The organism is Merdimonas faecis, from assembly GCF_001754075.1.
GTDB lineage: Bacteria > Bacillota > Clostridia > Lachnospirales > Lachnospiraceae > Merdimonas > Merdimonas faecis.
Map to the genome: position 1 here is coordinate 120,244 of NZ_MIEH01000023.1, position 22,288 is coordinate 142,531.

Here is a 22,288-nt window from a genome sequence, read left to right on the forward strand (position 1 = left end):
TTTTAGATTCCCCCTTGTATTTTCTTTAAGAAATAATCCTCCAGATCCATGATCGGTGTCCCGTCCGGGGCACTGCATCTTTGAATCAGCTGTTCCTCTGTAAATTCATCGATCAGTTTTCCCTGATGGATGATCCCGTAGCGCGTGGCAAATTTGGAAAGTTCTCCCAGGATGTGGGAGGAGATCAGCACGGTGATCTTGCGGTCGTGGTTTAGTCTCAGGATCAGGTCCCGGATCTCCTTGATTCCTTCCGGGTCCAGGCCGTTTGTCGGTTCATCCAGAATCAGGAATTTCGGATTTCCGATCAGAGCGATGCCGATTGCCAGGCGCTGCCGCATCCCCAGTGAAAAGTCCTTTGCCTTTTTCGTTCCGGCATCGTCAAGACCAACCAGTGTCAGGATAGAATCGGCCTGGGATTCATTCCGGATGCCCTGGAGCTTATACTGGGCCAGGAGATTCTCCTTTGCTGTCATTCCTGGATAGAGTGCAGGAGATTCGATAACGGTGCCGGTAAATTTACGGCCCTCGGGCAGATCCGGGCTCCCGAACATAAGGATGGTCCCGTCATCCGGGGCGGCAAGTCCGGTGATCATGCGTATCAGCGTGGTCTTCCCGGCTCCGTTTTTCCCGATAAATCCATAGATATCACCTTCGTGGATGGTCATGGAAAGGTGATCCACCACAGTGCGGTGAGCGTAACGCTTTGTCAGCTGGTTTGTGCGTAATATGACACTCATATTTGTGCTCCTTTCAAATGTATTTATGTATTAGTGTATTATTAAGTTAATACAATAATATATTTGAAAAATGAATTTGTCAAGATAAAAAAAGAAGAAGATTGTATTTTTTATTTTCAGAAGCTATAATTTACATAGAAACTTTTAAATAGGAGGAAATGTCATGAAGGTTTATGATGCAGTGAACAAGACAGAGGTAGAGGTGGACGGAACCAAGGGCCTGATCGAAAAGATGAAGGAAGGCCGGCAGGTAGACCTGTATCTGAAAGAAAAAAAGTCAGATGAGGACGGATACATGAGCTGGGATGTGGAGCACTGGTCCAGCGTAGACGGGAAAAGATTCATCCGCTGCTATTCATTAGAAGGAAGGGTCTTAAGCGAATCCACCGGACATAACATCTACGATCTGCAGAACGACTTCAAGCCCGAAGAAGCGGCAAAAGTAGAATTAAGCTAATAAAAAAAGAAGCAGAGATCCTGCTTCTTTTTTTATTGGGGACAGGGGGTTTTGCAAAAAGGGACAGGGTGAAATGCGGTTGGGGACACCGTATATTGCGATTGGGGACGTACACCTGACGCAAAAGTGTACGTCCCCGTTTGAAAATTTTGTGAAAGGGTGTTGACAAACAAATAGCATAGTGCTAAATTAATAGTCGAAGATGTTAGCACTCATTTTTGGGGAGTGCTAATAAAGCCGAAAGGAGGAGGATGCATGGTAGCGGAACATGGACTTAGTGAGCGGAAGCTGAAGATCCTTCATGCGATCATCCAGAATTATCTGGAGACCGGGGAGCCGGTAGGGTCCAGAACTATTTCCAAGTACACGGACCTGAATTTGAGTTCAGCGACGATTCGTAATGAGATGGCGGATCTGGAAGAGCTTGGCTACATCCTGCAGCCTCACACGTCAGCAGGACGTATCCCTTCGGACCAGGGCTACCGCCTCTATGTGGATATGCTGATGGAGGAAAAGGAGCAGGAGTTAAATGAGATGCAGGAGCAGATGCTGGATAAGGCTGACCGGATGGAGCAGCTGTTAAGCCAGGCTGCCAGGGTGCTGGCCAACAGTACCAATTATGCGACCATGGTTTCAACTCCTGTGAGCAGCGCCAATAAGCTGAAATTCATCCAGCTGTCGGCCGTGGATGAGGAACAGATCATCGCGGTCATTGTTCTTGGCGGGAACGTGATCAAGAATAAGATCATCAACGTGGAAGAGCCCTTAAGCAATGAAAATCTTCTGAAATTAAATATGCTGCTGAACACGACGCTGACAGGGATGTCCATTGAAGAGATTAATCTGGGGCTGATCGCAAGACTGAAAGAGCAGGCCGGGATCCACAGTGGAGTGGTAGGAAATGTCCTGGACGCTGTGGCAGAGGTCATTCAGGTGGACAACGACATGCAGATCTATACCAGCGGAGCCACCAACATATTTAAATATCCGGAGCTCAGCGATAAGCAGAGCGCGCAGGAGATCATCAGTGCATTTGAAGAGAAACAGCAGCTGAACGAGCTGGTCACACAGACGCTGGCAAGAGAGGACAACACCGGAATCCAGGTATATATCGGCGACGAAACGCCGGTCCAGAACATGAAAGACTGCAGCGTTGTGACAGCCACTTATGAATTAGGAGAAGGCATGAAGGGAACGATAGGTATTATCGGTCCCAAGCGTATGGATTATGAACATGTGCTGAAATCCATGAAACGTCTTCAGAATGAGCTGGATCAGATGTTTCATAAAAATGATGAAACATAGCCAAGTAAGAAAGAAAGGTGGAAGGACCCTTGGAAAATAATCAGGAAAAGAGCCAGGAAGAAATGGTGAAGGAAGCCGTGGAAGAGGCAAAGAAGGCAGCCGGTGCAGAAGGTGATCCTCAGGATGAAAACGGGGACCCGGAGGAAGCGACAGCAGAAACAGCAGCTGACGCAGAAGAAGCAGAAGAAGCTGATCAGGAGCCAGGGCAGGAGTCATCAGAAGCTTCCGACGATGGAGAAAAGAAAGAAAAGAAGTTTTTTGGTAAAAAGAAAAAAGACAAAAAAGACGAAAAGATCGAAGAACTGACGGATAAGCTGACCCGTCAAATGGCAGAGTTTGATAACTTCCGCAAGCGTACAGAGAAGGAAAAATCCCAGATGTACGAGGTTGGAGCGAAAGATATCATAGAAAAAATCCTTCCGGTGGTCGACAATTTTGAGCGCGGGCTTGGCGCGGTGACCGAGGAGGAAAAGGAAAATGCCTTTGTACAGGGCATGGAAAAAGTTTACAAACAGTTAATGACAACCTTAGAGGGAATCGAGGTGAAACCGATCGAGGCAGTAGGCAAAGAATTTGATCCCAATTTCCATAATGCGGTTATGCACGTGGAGGATGAAAATCTGGGAGAAAACATTGTTGCCGAGGAGTTTCAAAAAGGTTATATGTACCGTGACTCTGTTGTGAGACACAGTATGGTAAAAGTAGCAAACTAACACCTGATACGCAGGGAAATCAATTGTAATAAATTATTTTAGGAGGAATTAGAAATGGGCAAAATCATTGGTATTGACTTAGGAACAACAAACAGCTGTGTAGCCGTTATGGAAGGCGGTCAGCCAACCGTTATCGCAAATACAGAAGGAGCAAGAACAACACCGTCTGTTGTGGCATTTACAAAGACAGGCGAGCGTCTGGTAGGAGAGCCGGCAAAGCGTCAGGCTGTTACCAATGCTGAGAGAACGATCTCCTCGATTAAAAGAGAGATGGGATCTGACTACAGGGTAACGATTGATGACAAGAAATATTCTCCGCAGGAGATTTCTGCAATGATCCTTCAGAAGCTGAAAGCAGATGCCGAAGGATATCTGGGAGAAAAAGTAACAGAGGCGGTCATCACAGTACCGGCTTACTTCAATGACGCACAGCGTCAGGCAACCAAGGATGCCGGAAAGATTGCAGGCCTGGATGTAAAGCGTATCATCAATGAGCCTACGGCGGCAGCGCTGGCATATGGACTTGACAACGAGAAAGAACAGAAGATCATGGTATATGACCTGGGCGGCGGTACCTTCGATGTATCTATCATTGAGATCGGCGACGGCGTTATCGAAGTATTGTCTACAGCCGGAAACAACCGTCTGGGCGGTGATGACTTCGACCAGAAGCTGACCGACTATATGATCGCTGAGTTTAAGAAACAGGAAGGCGTAGATCTTTCTAATGATAAAATGGCACTGCAGAGATTAAAAGAGGCTGCAGAGAAAGCAAAGAAAGAGTTGTCTTCCGCAACTACTACAAACATCAACCTTCCGTTCATTACTGCAACAGCAGAAGGACCGAAGCATTTTGACATGAATCTGACCAGAGCAAAATTTGATGAACTGACCAATGATCTGGTTATGAAGACATCCGAACCGGTGCAGAGAGCATTATCTGATGCGGGCATCACAGCAGCTGATCTTGGTCAGGTACTGCTGGTAGGAGGTTCCACACGTATTCCTGCTGTACAGGAAGAAGTGAAGCGTCTGACAGGCAAAGAGCCAAGCAAGTCTCTGAACCCGGATGAGTGTGTAGCTCTGGGAGCATCTGTACAGGGCGGCAAGCTGGCAGGCGATACCGGCGCAGGCGATATCCTGCTTCTGGATGTAACCCCGCTGTCACTGTCCATCGAGACCATGGGAGGCGTGGCTACTAGACTGATCGAGAGAAATACAACAATCCCGACGAAGAAGAGCCAGATCTTCTCTACAGCAGCAGATAACCAGACAGCTGTTGACATCAATGTAGTACAGGGCGAGCGTCAGTTTGCAAGAGACAATAAGTCCCTCGGACAGTTCAGACTGGACGGCATTGCACCGGCTCCGCGTGGAGTTCCGCAGATCGAGGTTACCTTTGATATTGATGCCAACGGTATCGTAAATGTATCTGCAAAGGACCTGGGAACAGGAAAAGAACAGCACATCACCATCACGGCAGGTTCCAATATGTCTGACGAAGAGATTGACAAGGCTGTCAAGGAAGCCGCTGCATTTGAGGCACAGGACAAAAAGCGTAAAGAGGGTATTGATGCCAAGAACGAGGCAGAAGCCATGGTATTCCAGACCGAAAAGGCACTGAAAGAAGTAGGCGATAAGCTGGACGGTGCTGATAAGGAAGCTGTAGAAGCGGACTGCAAGGCGCTGAAAGAGCTGCTTGAGAAGGTCAATATGGAAGAGATGACAGATGCACAGGTGGCAGAGATCAAGGCTGGAAAGGATAAACTGACTGAAAGCGCTCAGAAGCTGTTTACAAAGATGTATGAGCAGGCAGGTGCGGCAGCAGGAGCTGCAGGAACAGGAGCAGGTCCGGATATGGGAGCAGGAGCCGGTCAGCAGGCAGGTCCCGCACCGGAAGGATTCCAGGGAGACGATGTAGTCGATGGAGATTACAAAGAAGTCTAATCTAAAATGATAAAAAAGTTTAATAACTAGAAAAGGGATAAATCATGGCAGAATCAAAGAGAGATTATTATGAGGTGCTGGGTGTTGGCAGAGATGCTGACGAAGCGACTCTGAAAAAAGCATACAGACAGATTGCCAAGAAGTATCATCCTGACATGAACCCCGGAGATGCAGAGGCGGAGAAAAAATTCAAAGAAGCCTCAGAAGCATATGCGGTGCTGAGTGACCCTGATAAGAGAAGGCAGTATGACCAGTTTGGTCATGCTGCTTTTGAGGGCGGTGCAGGAGGAGCCGGCGGATTCGGCGGATTCGACTTCAGTGGTGCGGACTTCAGTGATATCTTTGGAGATATCTTTGGAGATCTGTTCGGGGGCGGTCGTAGAGGCCGTGCGAATCAGGGGCCGATGAAGGGAATGAATATCCGCAAAAGCGTGCGGCTTACGTTTGAGGAGGCCGTGTTCGGCTGTGAAAAAGAGCTGGATGTGGTTCTGAAGGATCCCTGCCCGAAATGTCACGGAACCGGCGCCAAGCCGGGAACCTCTCCGGAAACCTGCCCGAAATGCGGCGGTAAAGGGCAGGTGGTTTATACCCAGCAGTCCTTCTTCGGAACAGTACAGAATGTCCAGACGTGTCCGGATTGTCATGGTACCGGAAAAATTATCCGGGACAAGTGCCCGGACTGCGGCGGAACAGGATATGTGTCAAGCCGTAAAAAGATTTCCGTATCGATTCCGGCAGGCATCGACAACGGGCAGAGCGTACGCATCCGGGAAAAGGGAGAGCCGGGCGTAAACGGAGGTCCCAGGGGCGACCTGCTGGTAGAAGTGACTGTGTCCAGACACCCGATCTTCCAGCGGCAGGATGTACACATCTTCTCGACTGTGCCGATTTCCTTTGCGCAGGCAGCGCTTGGCGGCGATATCAGGATCAAGACGGTGGACGGAGAAGTACTCTATACTGTAAAGCCGGGCACCAAGACTGATACCAAGGTACGTCTGAAGGGCAAAGGTGTTCCGTCTATCCGGAATTCACAGGTCAGAGGCGACCACTATGTTACTCTGGTGATCCAGACGCCGGAGCATCTGAGCGCGGAGGCGAAAGAGGCTCTTCGCAGGTTCGACGAGCTGTCGGGAAATACGCTTGGATCTTCCGACAAGGACCAGGGCGAGGGGCGCAAAGGCAAGAAGAAAAAAGGCTTTATGAATAAAATGAAAGAAGCCTTTGAAGATTTGGAAGAATAATAGAAGATACAGATATCGCCGGCGGCGTGGCAGAGGCCCGTACCGGCGGTATTTTTTTGCGCCTGCAGCGGAATCTTGAAAGCAAGAATTATAAAGAAATATAGGGTGAAAAATTATGCATTTTGTATAAAATAAAAAAGAAGAGGAGAAATAGAGTAAATAGAAAGCACAAAAAAATGTGCTGTTTTTTAGAAGAAAATGTCGTAAATAGCAAGAATTATAAAATAAAAACCAAGATTCATATGGAAAAGGATTAAAAAAAAGAATACAATGAGAGTAACATAAAAAGTCTTAAAGGAGGTAAAAGTATGAAAAAGAAAACAGTCAAAAGACTTCTGTCAGCGTCAATGGTCACAGTAATGACCGTGGGACTGCTGGCTGGATGCGGAAGCAGCGGCGGAAGCGATGACAGCGAAGGCGGAAGCGGCGATGGCAAGACATTGAAGGTGGCAGCTTTTGAAGGGGGAAACGGAGCTGACATCTGGGAAAAGATTGCAGCAGCTTTTGAAGAAGAATATGATTGTACAGTAGAACTGGAACTGTCTTCTGAACTTGACCAGGTACTGACTAAAGAGATCCAGAACGGAGATGTTCCGGATGTGGTTTACTACAACCTGGGACAGGAAAGCGGATTTACAGAGACTATGCTGAAGGAAGAAGCCGTAGCAGATATCTCAGACGTGTTTGATGATGAGCTGAGAGGTAAAATGGTTGAAGGTATCCTGGATGGTACCGCAGCACAGCCTTACGGCGATGGAAAGATCTATCTTGCTCCAATCTTCTATACACAGACAGGTTTCTGGTATAATGCAAATCTGGTAGGTGAAGGAAAAGAATATGCAGTTCCTACTACATGGGACGAGTTCTTTGCACTGGGTGAGCAGGCAAAGGCAGACGGAAGATCTTTATTCACTTATCCGCAGCCGGGATACTTTGATGCAACAATTTATGCAATGCTGGCACAGGCAGGCGGAACAGACTTCTACAACAACGCACTGACATATGATGAGAACACATGGACATCCGAAGAAGGAAAGAAAGTTCTTGATACGATCGCTCAGTTGGTATCTTCCGACAATCTCTGGGCTGACACAGTATCCAACGCAAACACAGACGGCGGATTTAAGATTAACCAGCAGGCAGTCATTGACGGTGAAGCACTCTTCATGCCAAACGGAAGCTGGGTAGTTGGTGAGATGGCTAACTCCACACCTTCTGATTATGAGTGGGGCGTAATGGGTGTTCCGAAGTGGAGTGCAGACGAGTCACAGTCTGTTTACACCTTTACAGAGCAGATGTGGATTCCGGCAGATGCTGAGAATATGGATCTGGCAAAAGATTTCATCAGATTTATGTATTCTGATACAGTTGTAGATCTTTGTCTGGCTAACAAGACCACAAATGCTGAGACCGGAGAAGAGTCTGACGCACCGATCGTAGTACCGGTTCAGGGCGCAGCAGAGAAACTTCCGGACGGCGTGATCAAGACAAGCTTCCAGACTGGCGATGATGTAGTAGCAGTTACAGGTACATGGGCTACCACATCCCCGATCGAAGGTCTTGATATGAAAGGATCTATCTACAAACCAATTGATTCCATCAGTACAGGCGATATGACTGTTGACGAGTGGCAGGAGCAGCTGGTAGACGTTTGGTCACAGTGTGCAGATGCAATGGAATAAAACTTTAAAATGCAATAGCGAAAGTGTAAAAAAACGGTGAGTTCTTACGCTCACCGTTTTTCAAAAGAAAGGAGAAATGGTATGAATAGAAAACGGGCGCAGGGACGATTTGTCTTTTTCTGCATAGCACCGGCGGCCATACTTGTGACCCTTTTCATTTTTATCCCAACCATCAACGTTTTTAGAATGTCGTTGTACCGGATGGGCGGGATCACGAACAGAAAGGAATTTGTGGGACTCAGTAATTTCCAGTCCCTGTTTGACGATAAGAACTTCCTGCAGACGATGCAAAATTCTATCGCGATCATTGTTCTTGTAACATTATTTACAATCTTCTTTGCGATTTTATTTGGAGCGATCCTCCATCGCGGAAAATTTAAAGGGAAAAATTTCTTCCGTGTGATTTTTTACATACCGAATATTTTAAGTATCGTTGTTATCGCAGGTATCTTTGGGGCGATTTACAATCCGAGTACCGGACTTCTCAATACGTTCCTCAGAGCCATCGGACTGGATGCACTGGCACATCAATGGATGGGAGATCAGAAAATCGTTCTGTATTCCATCATTTTCGCACTGGTATGGCAGGCGATCGGTTACTATATGGTTATGTATATGGCCAGCATGGCGGCAATCCCTGAGGATCTTTATGAGGCGGCGTCTCTGGACGGGGCAACAGAGATCCAGATGTTTTTCCAGGTAACCCTGCCGCTGATATGGAGCAACATCCGTACGACACTTACCTTCTACATTATCAGTACGATCAACTTAAGCTTCCAGTTTGTTCAGATCATGTCTGACGGAGGCCCGAACGGACACTCAGAAGTGTTCCTGAACTATATGTATAAACAGGCATATGGAGCTGGCGTCTACGGCTATGGAATGGCCATCGGCGTGGTAGTCTTCCTCTTCTCGTTTGTACTTGCAGCAGTTGTCAACAAGATCACAGACAGAGAAGTTCTGGAATTCTAGGAAGGGGGACAAAAGAGCTATGAAAAAACAAAATCCGGCAACGAAAGCCCTGTTTAAAGCGATCGTCTACATTGCGCTGATCGTGATGACGATTTCGATCATCATTCCGGTTGCATGGGTATTTATGGCAAGCTTTAAGCGGAATGCGGAATTTATCGGAAAAGGAACTAACCCCTGGGCGCTTCCGGAACAGCTGCAGTGGCAGAACTATGTGACCGCATTTGTGGATGCGGAAATGGGAAAATTTTTCCTGAATTCCGTGATCGTAACAGCGCTGTCTCTGGTGATTCTGCTGGTGATCGCACTCCCGGCGGCTTATGCATTGTCAAGATTTGATTTTAAAGGAAAGAAAATATTAAATATTGCCTTCATGGCAGGTTTGTTTGTAAATATCAACTATATTGTAGTGCCGATTTTCCTGATGCTGAGCGGCGCAAATCGGATGCTGGGGGTTGAATTTTTCCTGGATAACCGGCTGATCCTGTCGATTATTTATGCATCCAGTTCGTTGTCGTTTTCCATTTATCTGCTGAGCGGATATTTTAAGACACTCCCGAAAGGATATGAGGAAGCGGCATATATTGACGGCTGCGGATATTTCAAGACTATGGTCAAGATTATGATCCCCATGGCGCGGCCGAGTATCATCACAGTAATCCTCTTCCAGTTCCTGTCATTCTGGAACGAGTACATTATCGCGTTCACATTGATGGATGAAAACAGTACTCTGGCAGTAGGATTAAAGAATCTGATGGCGGTTGAGAGGACGGCCACTAACTACGGTATCATGTATGCAGGTCTCGTGATCGTTATGATCCCGGTACTGATCCTGTATGTATGTGTACAGAAGCAGCTCACCAAGGGTATGACACTTGGCGGACTGAAAGGATAGGAGGGAGAGCATAGAATGAGTAATGTTGTAAGAAATCTGATCATGATCATTGTATTTATTGTTTGTCTCGCCCTGATCATCATCGGCCAGAAAAATATCAGTGCTTCCGGACTTGCGATGGAACTTATTGGACTGGTCGGATTATTGACGCTGCTGTTTATCTATAATAGGAGATATCAGTAGCAGCATGGAACAAGAAAGGAGAACGAATGTGAAAGCACACACAAAAGGCAGAGTTACGATTCCAACAGATATAGATGTGGTGCCGGAGACCCTGGAACTCTTAGAGCGCTGGGGGGCAGACGCAATCCGGGATTGCGATGGGACTGATTATCCCGAAGAACTGAGAAGTGTAGATGCGAAGGTTTATTCTACATATTATACGACTAGAAAGGATAATGAGTGGGCAAAGGCAAATCCGGACGAAATCCAGCAGATGTATATCATGACACCATTTTATACGGCTGTGGACAGTGAACTGTCTATTCATCTGATGAATCATCTGTACCCGGATATGCTGAAGGTCAACGATCATGATGATATCACCAGATGGTGGGAAGTCATTGACCGTACAACTGGAGAAGTGGTTCCGGTATCGCAGTGGGATTACGATGGAGAGACTGGAGACGTCACGATCCATGAGGCGGTAGCATTTCACGATTATACCGTCAGCTTTCTTGCATATATTATGTGGGATCCGGTGCATATGTACAATGCAGTGACTAATGGATGGACAAATTTTGAAAAGCAGATCACTTTCGATGTGCGCCAGCCCAAAACCCATCAGTATTCGTTGGATCGTCTTCGTAAATATATCACGGATAATCCGCATATTGATGTGATTAGATATACCACATTTTTCCATCAGTTCACGCTTGTGTTTGATGAATTGGCACGGGAAAAATATGTGGATTGGTATGGATATTCGGCATCGGTCAGCCCTTATATTCTGGAACAGTTCGAGAAGGAAGTCGGCTATCCGTTCCGGCCGGAATATATCATCGATCAGGGCTATATGAATAATACCTACCGTATACCGTCGAAGGAATTCCAGGATTTCCAGGCGTTCCAGAGAAGAGAGGTAACGAAGCTGGCAAAAGAGCTGGTGGACATCACCCATGAATGTGGGAAAGAAGCTATGATGTTCCTGGGCGATCACTGGATCGGCATGGAACCGTTTATGGATGAGTTCAAAAAAGTAGGACTGGACGCTGTGGTAGGAAGTGTGGGAAATGGATCTACCCTGCGGCTGATCAGTAACATTGAAGGTGTGAAATATACAGAAGCCCGGCTGCTTCCATACTTTTTCCCGGATGTATTCCACGAAGGCGGGGATCCGGTGAAAGAGGCGAAGGTTAACTGGGTAACGGCGAGACGGGCAATCTTAAGAAAACCTATCGACCGCATTGGATACGGCGGTTACCTGAAACTCGCCATGAAGTTCCCGGAATTCATCGACTATGTGGAAAGTGTCTGCGAAGAATTCCGCACACTGTATGATAATATCAAAGGGACAACGCCTTACTGCATTAAAAAGGTGGCAGTATTAAACTGCTGGGGAAAGATGCGTGCATGGGGCAACCATATGGTTCATCATGCGATCTACTATAAACAGAATTATTCCTACGCCGGCATTATCGAAGCACTGAGCGGAGCGCCTTTTGATGTAAGCTTTATTAGTTTTGATGATATTCGGAGAGATCCCGGAATCTTAGACGATATCGATGTGATCCTGAATGTCGGAGACGGAGATACAGCATATTCCGGCGGGGAAAACTGGACGGATGAGACAATCATCACGGCGATCAAAAGGTTTATTTATCGCGGAGGCGGATTTATCGGCGTTGGAGAACCGGCGGCACACCAGTATGAAGGACATTATTTCCAGCTGGCATCTGTGATGGGGGTTGAGAGAGAAAATGGCTTTACCCTGAATGTGGATAAGTACAATTGGGAAGAACATGATCATTTCATCACAGAGGACTGTAAAGGCGAGATTGATTTTGGCGAAGGAAAGAAGAATATTTATGCGTATGAAGGCACAATGATCCTCAGCCAGAGAAATCAGGAGGTACAGCTGGCAGTCAATGAATTTGGAAAAGGAAGATGCGTTTATATCAGCGGGCTTCCGTACAGCTTTGAAAACAGCCGGCTGTTATACCGTTCCATCATCTGGTCATCCCACGATGAGGAAAACCTTTACAAGTGGTTCAGCACTAATTATAATGTAGAAGTCCATGCATATGTAAAGAACGGAAAATACTGCGTGGTCAATAATACTTATGAACCACAGAGTACAACAGTATACAAGGGCGACGGAACTAAGTTCGATCTGGATCTGGAAGCCAATGGTATTTACTGGTACGAAATTTAAAACAGAGGTGGAAAACAGAAAGAGGTTTTTATGAAAAAGCTGCAGTTGTTGATAAAACCAGTTTCTTCCGCCTGCAATCTAAAGTGCGCCTACTGCTTTTACAGAGATGAGGAGCAGCACCGCATGGATCGAGGAAGAGGCAGGATGGATACAGAGACGGTGAAGGTTATCGTAGATAAGGCACTTGCGGCGGCGCAGACCTGCGTGTTCGGCTTCCAGGGAGGGGAGCCGACGTTGGCAGGTCTGCCTTTTTTTGAAGAATTTGCCGCATATGTTGAACAAAAGAAAAGACCCAGACAGCAGGTGTCTTATACGATCCAGACCAATGGGACAGAGCTGTCCGATGAATGGATGGACTTCTTTCGAGAGAAGGGATTCCTGGTGGGACTGTCTCTGGATGGGGTGCGGAGATCCCATGATGAGAACAGAAAAGACCAGGACGGCGCAGGAAGCTTTTCCAGGGCATTTGCCTGTGCAGAGAAGCTGCAGGAGTATCGGATTCCCTTTCATGTGCTCTGTGTACTGAACAGGCAGACGGCAGAGCGTATCGAAGCGATCTATCGTTTTTTTTGCCGGAAGGGATTTTACGCACAGCAATATATCCCTTGCCTGGATCCGCTGGGAGAGCAGAGGGGGAAGCAGTCTTACTCTCTGACACCGGCCGTATTCGAAAGCGTGATGAAAAAGCTTTTTGACCTTTGGTATGCAGACCAGATGTCGGGAGTCCCTGTATACATACGTCAGTTTGAAAATTATGTGGAGATGTTAGCGGGAGGACAACCGGAGGCATGCAGTATGTATGGAAAATGCAGCATGCAGAATGTGATTGAAAGCGACGGTACAGTGTATCCGTGTGATTTTTATGCGTTGGATGCCTGGGCCATGGGAAATATTAAGGATCCGGCACTGGATTTTGTAAAGCTGTGGCAATGGTCTGTGTCAGAACACCCTGCGCCCTTTTTCAGAGAATCGGCGAAACGGGATGCCAGGTGTAGCGGGTGCAGATGGTATCCGCTGTGCAGAGGTGGGTGCAGAAGAGACTGCGAAACAGAAAAAGAAGGATTCCGTAATGTATACTGTGAGGCATATCAGAATTTTTTTGCTCACAGTATTGGACGGCTCGAAAGGCTTACGGCTTTGAGGAGGCATTTTCCTTACGGTATTTGACCGGAGTAATGCCGTACTTTTTCCGGAAGGACTGGGTAAAGTATGACTGGGAGGAAAATCCTACGGAGGAAGAGATCGAGGAAATTGAGTGATCTGTATCCCGAAGGAGCGTACAGGCTACGTCCAGCCTTTTTTGGTTCAGGTACTGGATCGGAGACTGCCCCGTATATTTGGTAAAGGAATGGGCCATATAGTATTTATTCATATGTGTCAGATCTGTCAGGGTATCCAGAGTGATATGATCTGCATAATTTGTATCCAGGTATTCCTTGATCTGTGCACATTCTTTTGTCATGTGAGTGGACGTCATGGACACAGGAATAAGATGCTGGGAACGGATGATCCTGAGGATCAGGATCTCCAGAAGATTCTGACAGATTTTATCAGAACCGTAGGACTGGCTCCTTACTTCATACAGGATCTGGGCAAACAGACCCGCAATCAGATCCTGATTGGGAAAATTGCAGAAAAACTGAACCCCTGAGCTTTCTCCCGTCTCTGGCTGAAAGATGATCCCGTCTATTCCGATTACATAATACTGGAGAGGATGATTCAGGGCAGACTGCTCTGTATGTTCCAGATAGGGAGGGACAATGATCAGATCTCCTGTTTTGATGGGATAGGATTTGTCACGGAAGAGAAAATTTCCTCCGCCCCCGGCAACAAAGAACAGTTCTGTAAAGTGATGGGTGTGGAGAACGCTGGGCCAGTCTTTCTCATCTTTGGAAAAGGAGATGGAAAGAAGACGGACATTTAATTTTTCAATATCAGAAGTCTGAATGGAATACTGTCTGTGGCTCATGGAAAGTCTCCTTTTTTTAAATAATGGCCTGGACTGCCGGGGACATCAGATGTCCTCGGCACAGTCCATAGTAGGGGGATAATCGCGTCCGGCGATCAGCCGCTCTCCGTCCGTAAAGCCTTCCGGACGGTCTTTCAGGGACTGGATCAGGCAGGAGCGAAGAAACTGGATCCGTTCTCTGCGGGAACTGTCGCTGATCAGATCTTTCAGCTCATGAGGGTCTTCTGCCAGATCAAAATATTGTTCCTGTCCTGTGACAGAATGCCAGATATATTTGTCTTTATTGGTGACGATCCAGTGATTGGAAAATTCTCCATAGGAATGTTCTCCATGGAGCCAGGTGCGGATCGATGCTTCTGGATGGACTGTCAGGGGCAGAAGGCTTGAACCGTCCACGCTGTCCGGAATCGGAGCTCCGGCAGCAGACAGCAGTGTGGGCATGATATCCCGCAGTTCCACAATGCTGTGGCAGACCTGTGAAGATTTCAAATCTGGCAGGACATTTTTACCGGCTGCAATAAAAAGCGGGATATGGCAGCTTCCTTCATACGGTCTGGATTTGCGGAACATATGATGGTCACAAAGCTCCTCCCCGTGATCGGCGGTAAAAATGATGACGGTGTCGTCATACAGCTCCTGTTCGATCAGTGCCATGATCAGCCTGCCGATCTGGTGATCCAGATGGGTAATGCAGGCATAGTAGCCGATCTGTGCCTGGCGTATCAGTTCCGGATCCGAAGGGCCAGTTTTTGAATCAAAAATGCGGCCGTCCCGTTTCAGGTATTCGTCTGTCTCCCAGCTGCCGACAAAAGGCTTTCGCAGCTCTTTGTCCCGGTACAGATCAAAATAAGGTTCGGGTGCGTCAAATGGAGGATGAGGACGCAGATAAGATGCCATCAGGAAGAAAGGCGTCCGGGGATCGCGGCGCCGGAGAAAATCCAGACACCGGTCAGTGACCCAGTTGGTGGGGTGGTATTTTTCCTCATGTGTCCAAGGGCGCGCAAGGAAACTGTTACAGTCGATACCGGTATCGGTAACGTCTGCATCGGCTCCCAGTTCTTTTTTCAGCCAATAGAAATAATCGTCCGCAACAAGCTGAGATTCCCGGAAGGGAACACTGCCATACCGGGCGCTGTGGAGGTATCCGTCATGAAGATCCACGTGATGAAATCCCAGATAGTTCCGCAATGGGTGTACATGCATCTTCCCGATACACTGGGTGTAATAACCGGCTTTTGCCAGCTCACCTGCCATAGTATGGGTATAATTCCAGGGAATATTATCTTCGTATCCAACTCTGCCGTGGTGGCTCTGTTCCATACCGGTATGGAGAGCGGCTCTGGCAGCGATACAGCTTGGACAGGCACTGTAGGCGCGGTCGAAAACAACGCCTCGAGAGGCGAGCGTGTCAAGATATGGAGTTTTTACATCCGGATGCCCTGCATATCCCAGACAGTCACCTCTGAGCTGATCAGTCATAAGTAAAATAATGTTTGGTCTCTTCATGGTCTCTCTCCTTTTGCTGCTATTAGTTCTACAATAATACAATCCAGATGGAAAAGCAAGAAGATTCCGGCGAGAAAAGAGGCGCCGAGGGGTAGAAGAAAAAAGAAAAACAGGTTATAATGAAAAAACATATGAGAAAAGGGTGGAACGTCAAATAATGGGAATGGTATTTGTATTTTTTGCGGTCAGTATTTTGTCATCTATAGCTGGTTCTATCTGCGGGATTGGTGGAGGAGTAATCATCAAACCGGTACTGGATGCGGTCGGTATTATGAGTGTGAGCAGCATCAGTTTCCTTTCCGGATGTACGGTGCTTGCCATGTCGCTGGTGTCTGTGTATAAAAACATAAAGGCTGGCACGGCGAACTTGAACATGAAGATTGCCACGGCTCTGGCAGCAGGTGCCGCTGCGGGCGGCGTGGCCGGAAAATCGATGTTTCAGTCGCTGAAGCAGGCGGCAGGGAACGAAGAGCTGGTGGGACTGGTACAGGCTTTGGTGTTGATTGTCATCACGCTGGGAACACTGGTCTATACATTATATAAGAAAAGTATACATACCAGGACCTGCGGGCAGATCTGGGTCTGCCTTGTCATTGGCCTGCTTCTTGGCATTATGTCCAGCTTCCTGGGAATCGGAGGAGGACCTATTAATCTGGTGGTGCTGGGGTATTTCTTTTCTATGACGACCAAAGAAGCAGCGCTTTCTTCTCTTTACATTATTATGTTTTCCCAGATTACCAGTCTGGTTCAAACCTGTGTGACGGGAACTATTCCGGAAATGGAGATTTCTTATCTGGTATGCATGATCGCAGGCGGAATCCTGGGAGGGACAATCGGAAGTAAGGTTAATAAAAAGATCAGTGATGCAGGCGTGGATAAACTTTTTATCTTTCTGATGGCAGTGATCGTGCTGATCAATATTTATAATGCTTTGAAGTTTTCCGGTTTGGCTGTATAGGTATGTTTTGAGAGAAAGAGGAGGAGCAGACAGGATGGAGGATGTACAGAAATATTTATTATGGACTGATGAGATGCGCCATATGATTCCTTTGGACTGTATCGCAGGGTTTGACGTACGGCCGGGATTTTATATATATGAAGGAGCGACCCCGATTCCGAATGGAGTAAACTTTACAGTACATTCTCACGGTGCGACATCCTGCGAACTGCTTTTATATCACCGGATGGCAGAGCAACCGTATGCGGTGCTTCCGTTTCCTGAAAATTACAAAATCGGGGACGTCTACTCCATGATCGTCTTCGGACTGAACGTGGAGGAGTTTGAGTATGCGTATCGGCTGGATGGTCCTTATGATCCGGGTAAGGGACTTTTGTTTGACCGCAATCATATTCTCCTGGATCCTTATGCCAAGGCAGTTACCGGGCAGAGTACCTGGGGAAAAAAGGTAAGTGACAAAGGATACCGGGCCAGAGTTGTACGAAATAACTTTGACTGGGGAGCGGCTGCCAATCCTAAGATTCCTATGGAAGATCTGATCATTTACGAGCTGCATGTGCGGGGATTCACAAAAATGGCGGCTGACGTGACTGCTCCTGGCACCTTTCTTGGAATCCGGGAAAAGATCCCTTATCTGAAGGAGCTGGGGATCAATGCGATCGAGATGATGCCGATTTTTGAATTCGATGAGCTTAGCGACCGCAGAATCGTGAATGGGAAAGAGGTCTTGAATTACTGGGGATATAATACGGTCAGCTTTTTCGCGCCTAATACCAGTTATGCATCTGCAGTGGAGTATAACCGGGAAGGACTGGAACTGAAAGAGCTGATCAAGGCGCTGCATGAGAATGGGATTGAGGTGATTCTGGATGTTGTGTTTAATCATACGGCTGAAGGAAATGAGGACGGACCGTTTATCTCTTTTAAGGGCTTTGACAATAATATATACTATCTGCTGACGCCGGAAGGATATTATTATAACTTCAGCGGCTGCGGCAACACCATGAACTGCAACCATCCGGTGGTGCAGAGGATGATCATTGACTGTCTGCGGTACTGGGTCACTACCTACCGGGTGGATGGATTCCGGTTTGATCTGGCCTCGATCCTGGGGAGAAACGAAGATGGCTCGCCTATGGAAAATCCGCCGCTTCTGCAGGCGCTGGCAAGGGATTCTATCCTGGCGGACACCAAGCTGATCGCTGAGGCCTGGGATGCGGGAGGATTATATCAGGTAGGGGATTTTCCGGCCTTTCATCGCTGGAGTGAATGGAATGGACGCTACCGGGATGATTTAAGAGAATATTTAAAGGGAGGTATCTGGTGTGCGGCTGCCGCGGCACGGAGGATTACCGGCTCCCTGGATCTTTATGATCCGGCTGTGCGGGGGCGGGGGGCGTCAGTGAACTTTATCAACTGCCATGACGGTTTTACGTTGTATGACCTGTATGCATATGACTGGAAGCATAATGAGGCAAACGGGTGGGAGAATACAGATGGCTGCAACGACAACCGCAGCTGGAACTGCGGAGCGGAAGGGGAGACAGAGAATGAAGAAGTCATAAAGCTCAGGATGCGGCTGATACGCAATGCCTGTGCAGTCCTTCTGACCAGCAGGGGAACACCGATGTTTCCGGCAGGAGATGAATTCTGCAATACGCAGTTTGGCAACAACAATGCCTACTGCCAGGATAATGAGATTTCCTGGCTGGACTGGGGACGGCTTCAGACATATCAGAAAATCTATCAGTTTTTCCGGCATATGATCGGATTCAGAAAGCGCCACCCGGCGATTCAGGGGACGGGAAAGGCGGCTGTCTGCGGATTCCCGGAGACCAGTCTTCACGGCAGGAAGCCATGGAAGGCAGATTACGAAAGCGATGGAGGAGTAGTGGCAGTCATGTTTGCAGGATATGATCCGCATAGAAATCAGGATGATATTGTGTATCTGATCGTCAATGCGTTCTGGGAAGCGGCAGAAGTAGAGCTCCCCGGGCTGCCGGAGGGGCTGGCATGGCAGATGGAGATCAATACCGGGGCAGAAGGAGAAGAGTACCGGGATATTCCTCTGATAATCGGAAACAGCCGGGTGCTGGCGGGAGAACGCTCCGTCCTGATCCTGACGGCAGAAAAGAGCGGCAGCAGGAGAGAAGCAGCTAAGAAATCAGAAAGAAATTAAGAAAGCAATAAAAAGCAAAGAGAGGATAAAGAGAAAATGATTTTTTTAGGAAAAGAAGAGATCGAAGCATTGATTGATGTAAATATGATGATGGATCAGATTGAGGAGACCTACCGGATTTTTGGAAAGGGAGCTTATTATATGCCGCCCCGGCCGGTGATTGAACATGAAAACAAGACGTTAATTTATATGCCGTGCTATACGGATGAAATAATCGGGACAAAAATGCTGACAATGTTCCCGGAAAATGCAAAGCTTGGACTTCCTTCGATCGACGGGCTGGTGATTTTAAACGATGCGAAAACGGGGGCGCCTCTGGCAGTCCTGGACGGGCAGGCGGTGACGGCCTGGAGGACCGGAGCCGTAGGAGGTGTTGCCATCCGTCATCTGGCGGACAGGGACGCTCATACAGCCGGGATCATCGGGGCAGGAGTACAGGGATTCTATCAGGCCGTGTATGCCTGTGCGGCAAGAGATATCCATACCGTTTACGTGTATAATCACAGTGACAGAGATTTGACAGATTATCTGTGCAGGCTTAAAAAAGCTATTGATAATCCGGGGGTAAAGGTAGTACAATGTAAGACAGCGGAGGAACTGGTACATCGTAGTGATATTATTTGCACCACCACTCCTTCGAAGACACCGGTACTGCCTGATGATCCGGAGACTTTAAGAGGAAAATGCATCATAGCGATCGGATCTTATACGCCGGAAATGCGGGAAATCCCGGATGCTGTCTGGGATGTGGCCGAAAAGGTGTATATTGAGCTTCCGTATGCATGTGAGGAGAGCGGAGACTTAAGCCAGCCGCTTTCTGAGGGAAGGCTTGCGAAGGACAGAATCGTTCTGATGAGCGATTACCTGGCATCTGGAGAACGGGAAGAATCGGGGAACGGAAAGACTACCTACTTCAAATCAGTAGGAATGGGTCTTTTTGATGTGTGCATTGCACAGAAAATATTAGAGATAGCAAAGGAGAGGTAACAATGAAAATCGTAGCAACAGAAAAAGCACCGGCAGCACTTGGACCATATTCACAGGGATATACCCACGGCGGTATGTTCTATTCAGCAGGACAGCTGGGCGCGGATCCGGCAACAGGAGACCTGGCAGAAGGAATCGAAGGACAGGCAGACCGTGCATGCCAGAATATGGCTGCTGTTCTGGAAGCTGCAGGAACATCCTTTGATAAGGTAGTAAAGACAACATGTTTTCTGGCTGACATGGGAGATTTTGCAGCATTTAATGAAGTATATGCTAAATATTTCACCTCCAAGCCGGCAAGAAGCTGTGTGGCTGTAAAGACACTTCCAAAGAACGCACTGTGCGAGATCGAAGTGATCGCGGTGGTAGAAGAGTAAGGAAGGTGTAAAGAAAATGGCTGAACAGCAAAACGGATGTTCTCCATCTGACTGTGCAGGGTGTGCTCATGCTGATTCCTGCAGCAGCAAACCGCAGGATTTCCGCAAGCCGGCAAACGCACATTCCAGAATAAGGAAGGTGATTGCGGTAGTCAGCGGAAAAGGCGGCGTGGGGAAATCAATGGTGACGGCATCCCTGGCAAGGACCATGCGGGAACAGGGATTCAGCGTCGGAATCCTGGATGCCGATATCACGGGGCCGTCCATCCCGAAGATGTACGGGATCCATGGGACGGCTTCGGGGAACGGGGAAGAGATTTATCCGGCAGAGGCGAAGGATGGCACAAAAATCATGTCTGTCAACCTTCTTCTGGAAAACGAATCCGACCCGGTCATCTGGCGGGGGCCGATTATCGCAGGTGTGGTGACTCAGTTCTGGACTGATGTGATCTGGGGAGATCTTGACTATCTCTTTGTAGACATGCCTCCGGGAACCGGTGACGTGCCTCTGACCGTTTTTCAGTCCCTTCCGGTGGACGGTGTGGTCATCGTCACTTCACCGCAGGATCTGGTACAGATGATCGTGAAAAAAGCATATAACATGGCTGTACAGATGAATATTCCAGTGCTCGGCGTGGTAGAAAATTATAGCTACCTGGTATGTCCGGACTGCGGAAAAAAGATTTCCGTGTTTGGGGAAAGCCATGTAGACGAGGCTGCGTCAGAGCTGGGCATCCCGGTACTCGCAAAGATGCCAATTGATGCAGGACTTGCAGAAGCTGTAGAGCAGGAACGGTTCTATGAAGCAGATAATTCATATCTTGCAGACGTGGTAAATAAAATGTAACGATTGGGGACGTACACTTTTTGCAAAAGTGTACGTCCCCAATCGCGTTTGTGGGTGTCCCCGATCGCATTTCAGGGTGTCCCCTTTTGATAAAGAGCGTGTCCCCGATGACAAGGTTTGCGATGGGAATATTAAGTAATAATCTTGGATGTTGCGAGAAAAGTTGCGTATTGCGTCATGCTATGGTATAGTGCATTTAGGTGATGGAAGAAAGGGGATGTGTACAATGGAAAACAAGACAATGATCGAAATTTTTGCGGAAAATCTTGGATTTGCGCGGAGGGCAAGGGGATACAGCCAGGCGTTTATGGCGGAGCGGCTTGGGATTGCCAGATCCACTTATGCGGGATATGAGGCGGGAAAGCGTTCTCCGGATGTGGAAATGATTGCTAAGCTTTCGAAGGAATTGTACGTTTCGGTGGATGAACTGCTTGGACGGTACGACTATGGAACGCCCAATCTGATCCGGGACGCCAAGGCAGAGTATTTTGTAGAGCCGAAATATTCGGTCCAGGATTATTTTGACCTGCCAAACTGCACAGATTACGAGTTGATCGAAGGAAATCTGGTCAAGAAAAACGCTCCGGGAGACCGGCATCAGATTATTGTGGGTCAGATCTATATGGAATTTTATCAGTTTTTTAAAACGCACTGTAAAAAATGCGAGGTGATCCCTGCGCCGTTCTGCGTCGTGTTAAGTATGCGAAACGCGGTGGTGGTACAGTCGGATCTGTCGGTGATCTGCGACCGGACAAAGATACAGGACGGAGTATGTATGGGGCCGCCGGATCTGGTGGTGGAAATTCTGTCCCCAGGGAATAAGAAGTATGACTGCTTGGAGAAGCTGGGAATTTATTCGAAATACGATGTGCGGGAGTATTGGATCATCGATCCTGAACAGGAAAATATCATGATGTATGACCTGGAGGAAGGTATGTCGCCCGTGGTAAAGCCTTTCAGGGAAAAGATGGCTTCGCGGGTGATCAAAGGTCTGACTTTAAACCTGGGAAAACTGCTGGCAGAGCATGATGCAATGTTTGAATAAAAAAGAATACCGGATTGACAAAAAGAACATTTGTTCATATAATTGATTTATCGAACAAATGTTCTTTTGCGCAAATGGGGACGTAGACAAATGCGATAGG

General features: G+C 47.7%; 20 protein-coding genes. 17 read left to right on the forward strand and 3 right to left on the reverse strand.

The window, feature by feature from the left end; genetic code table 11:
• Nucleotides 1–2: 2 nt before the first annotated feature.
• The gene (locus BKD12_RS13465; RefSeq protein ID WP_070089865.1) at nt 3–737 is read right to left on the reverse strand and encodes an ATP-binding cassette domain-containing protein; all 735 of its coding nucleotides are present in this window, start codon (nt 735–737) and stop codon (nt 3–5) included.
• 163 nt (nt 738–900) lie between these two features.
• Here BKD12_RS13465 and BKD12_RS13470 point away from each other — a divergent pair, with 163 nt between their 5' ends.
• The 11 genes from BKD12_RS13470 (at nt 901) to BKD12_RS13515 (ending at nt 13,487) form a co-directional block, all read left to right on the forward strand.
• The gene (locus BKD12_RS13470; RefSeq protein WP_070089866.1) at nt 901–1,194 is read left to right on the forward strand and encodes a hypothetical protein; all 294 of its coding nucleotides are present in this window, start codon (nt 901–903) and stop codon (nt 1,192–1,194) included.
• 255 nt (nt 1,195–1,449) lie between these two features.
• Nucleotides 1,450–2,499, forward strand: a complete 1,050-nt coding sequence (hrcA, locus tag BKD12_RS13475) for a heat-inducible transcriptional repressor HrcA (protein WP_070089867.1) — start codon at nt 1,450–1,452, stop codon at nt 2,497–2,499.
• A 29-nt stretch (nt 2,500–2,528) separates the two neighbouring features.
• Nucleotides 2,529–3,212, forward strand: coding sequence for a nucleotide exchange factor GrpE (gene grpE, locus BKD12_RS13480; protein ID WP_070089868.1), 684 nt, complete (start codon nt 2,529–2,531; stop codon nt 3,210–3,212).
• A gap of 54 nt (nt 3,213–3,266) precedes the next feature.
• Nucleotides 3,267–5,159: a molecular chaperone DnaK gene (dnaK, locus tag BKD12_RS13485; RefSeq protein ID WP_070089869.1), complete on the forward strand. Its 1,893-nt coding sequence runs from the start codon at nt 3,267–3,269 to the stop codon at nt 5,157–5,159.
• Nucleotides 5,160–5,203: 44 nt separating this feature from the next.
• Nucleotides 5,204–6,400: a molecular chaperone DnaJ gene (dnaJ, locus tag BKD12_RS13490; protein WP_070089870.1), complete on the forward strand. Its 1,197-nt coding sequence runs from the start codon at nt 5,204–5,206 to the stop codon at nt 6,398–6,400.
• A gap of 308 nt (nt 6,401–6,708) precedes the next feature.
• Nucleotides 6,709–8,082 carry a carbohydrate ABC transporter substrate-binding protein gene (locus BKD12_RS13495; protein ID WP_070089871.1) on the forward strand — a complete coding sequence of 458 codons (1,374 nt, stop codon included), beginning with the start codon at nt 6,709–6,711 and terminating at the stop codon, nt 8,080–8,082.
• 81 nt (nt 8,083–8,163) lie between these two features.
• Nucleotides 8,164–9,054: a carbohydrate ABC transporter permease gene (locus BKD12_RS13500; RefSeq protein ID WP_070089872.1), complete on the forward strand. Its 891-nt coding sequence runs from the start codon at nt 8,164–8,166 to the stop codon at nt 9,052–9,054.
• Nucleotides 9,055–9,073: 19 nt separating this feature from the next.
• Nucleotides 9,074–9,946: a carbohydrate ABC transporter permease gene (locus tag BKD12_RS13505; protein WP_070089873.1), complete on the forward strand. Its 873-nt coding sequence runs from the start codon at nt 9,074–9,076 to the stop codon at nt 9,944–9,946.
• A gap of 15 nt (nt 9,947–9,961) precedes the next feature.
• A complete protein-coding gene (locus tag BKD12_RS17010; protein WP_176730974.1) occupies nt 9,962–10,129 on the forward strand; it encodes a DUF6903 family protein in 168 nt (55 codons plus the stop codon).
• A 4-nt stretch (nt 10,130–10,133) separates the two neighbouring features.
• Nucleotides 10,134–12,320: a 1,3-beta-galactosyl-N-acetylhexosamine phosphorylase gene (gene gnpA / locus BKD12_RS13510; RefSeq protein WP_070089874.1), complete on the forward strand. Its 2,187-nt coding sequence runs from the start codon at nt 10,134–10,136 to the stop codon at nt 12,318–12,320.
• A gap of 30 nt (nt 12,321–12,350) precedes the next feature.
• Nucleotides 12,351–13,487 carry a radical SAM/SPASM domain-containing protein gene (locus BKD12_RS13515; protein ID WP_070089875.1) on the forward strand — a complete coding sequence of 379 codons (1,137 nt, stop codon included), beginning with the start codon at nt 12,351–12,353 and terminating at the stop codon, nt 13,485–13,487.
• On the opposite strand, the gene BKD12_RS13520 is transcribed toward BKD12_RS13515, so the two are convergent.
• Both BKD12_RS13520 and BKD12_RS13525 read right to left on the reverse strand, forming a co-directional pair.
• Nucleotides 13,450–14,289 (reverse strand): AraC family transcriptional regulator, encoded by an 840-nt coding sequence (locus BKD12_RS13520; RefSeq protein WP_070089876.1) that lies wholly within the window; start codon nt 14,287–14,289, stop codon nt 13,450–13,452. The genes BKD12_RS13515 and BKD12_RS13520 overlap by 38 nt on opposite strands.
• A 45-nt stretch (nt 14,290–14,334) precedes the next feature.
• Nucleotides 14,335–15,795: an arylsulfatase gene (locus BKD12_RS13525; RefSeq protein ID WP_070089877.1), complete on the reverse strand. Its 1,461-nt coding sequence runs from the start codon at nt 15,793–15,795 to the stop codon at nt 14,335–14,337.
• Nucleotides 15,796–15,958: 163 nt separating this feature from the next.
• Here BKD12_RS13525 and BKD12_RS13530 point away from each other — a divergent pair, with 163 nt between their 5' ends.
• From BKD12_RS13530 to BKD12_RS13555, 6 genes are all read left to right on the forward strand, one after another.
• Nucleotides 15,959–16,753, forward strand: coding sequence for a sulfite exporter TauE/SafE family protein (locus BKD12_RS13530; protein WP_070089892.1), 795 nt, complete (start codon nt 15,959–15,961; stop codon nt 16,751–16,753).
• A gap of 34 nt (nt 16,754–16,787) precedes the next feature.
• Nucleotides 16,788–18,932, forward strand: a complete 2,145-nt coding sequence (gene glgX, locus BKD12_RS13535) for a glycogen debranching protein GlgX (RefSeq protein WP_070089878.1) — start codon at nt 16,788–16,790, stop codon at nt 18,930–18,932.
• Nucleotides 18,933–18,968: 36 nt separating this feature from the next.
• Entirely contained in the window at nt 18,969–19,919 is a 951-nt protein-coding gene (locus tag BKD12_RS13540; RefSeq protein WP_070089879.1) for an ornithine cyclodeaminase family protein, read from the forward strand.
• 2 nt (nt 19,920–19,921) lie between these two features.
• On the forward strand, nt 19,922–20,296 hold the full coding sequence (locus BKD12_RS13545; RefSeq protein ID WP_070089880.1) for a RidA family protein: 375 nt from the start codon (nt 19,922–19,924) through the stop codon (nt 20,294–20,296).
• 16 nt (nt 20,297–20,312) lie between these two features.
• Nucleotides 20,313–21,143, forward strand: coding sequence for an Mrp/NBP35 family ATP-binding protein (locus BKD12_RS13550; protein ID WP_070089881.1), 831 nt, complete (start codon nt 20,313–20,315; stop codon nt 21,141–21,143).
• 226 nt (nt 21,144–21,369) lie between these two features.
• The gene (locus BKD12_RS13555) at nt 21,370–22,188 is read left to right on the forward strand and encodes a Uma2 family endonuclease (protein ID WP_070089882.1); all 819 of its coding nucleotides are present in this window, start codon (nt 21,370–21,372) and stop codon (nt 22,186–22,188) included.
• The last annotated feature ends 100 nt before the right edge of the window (nt 22,189–22,288 follow it).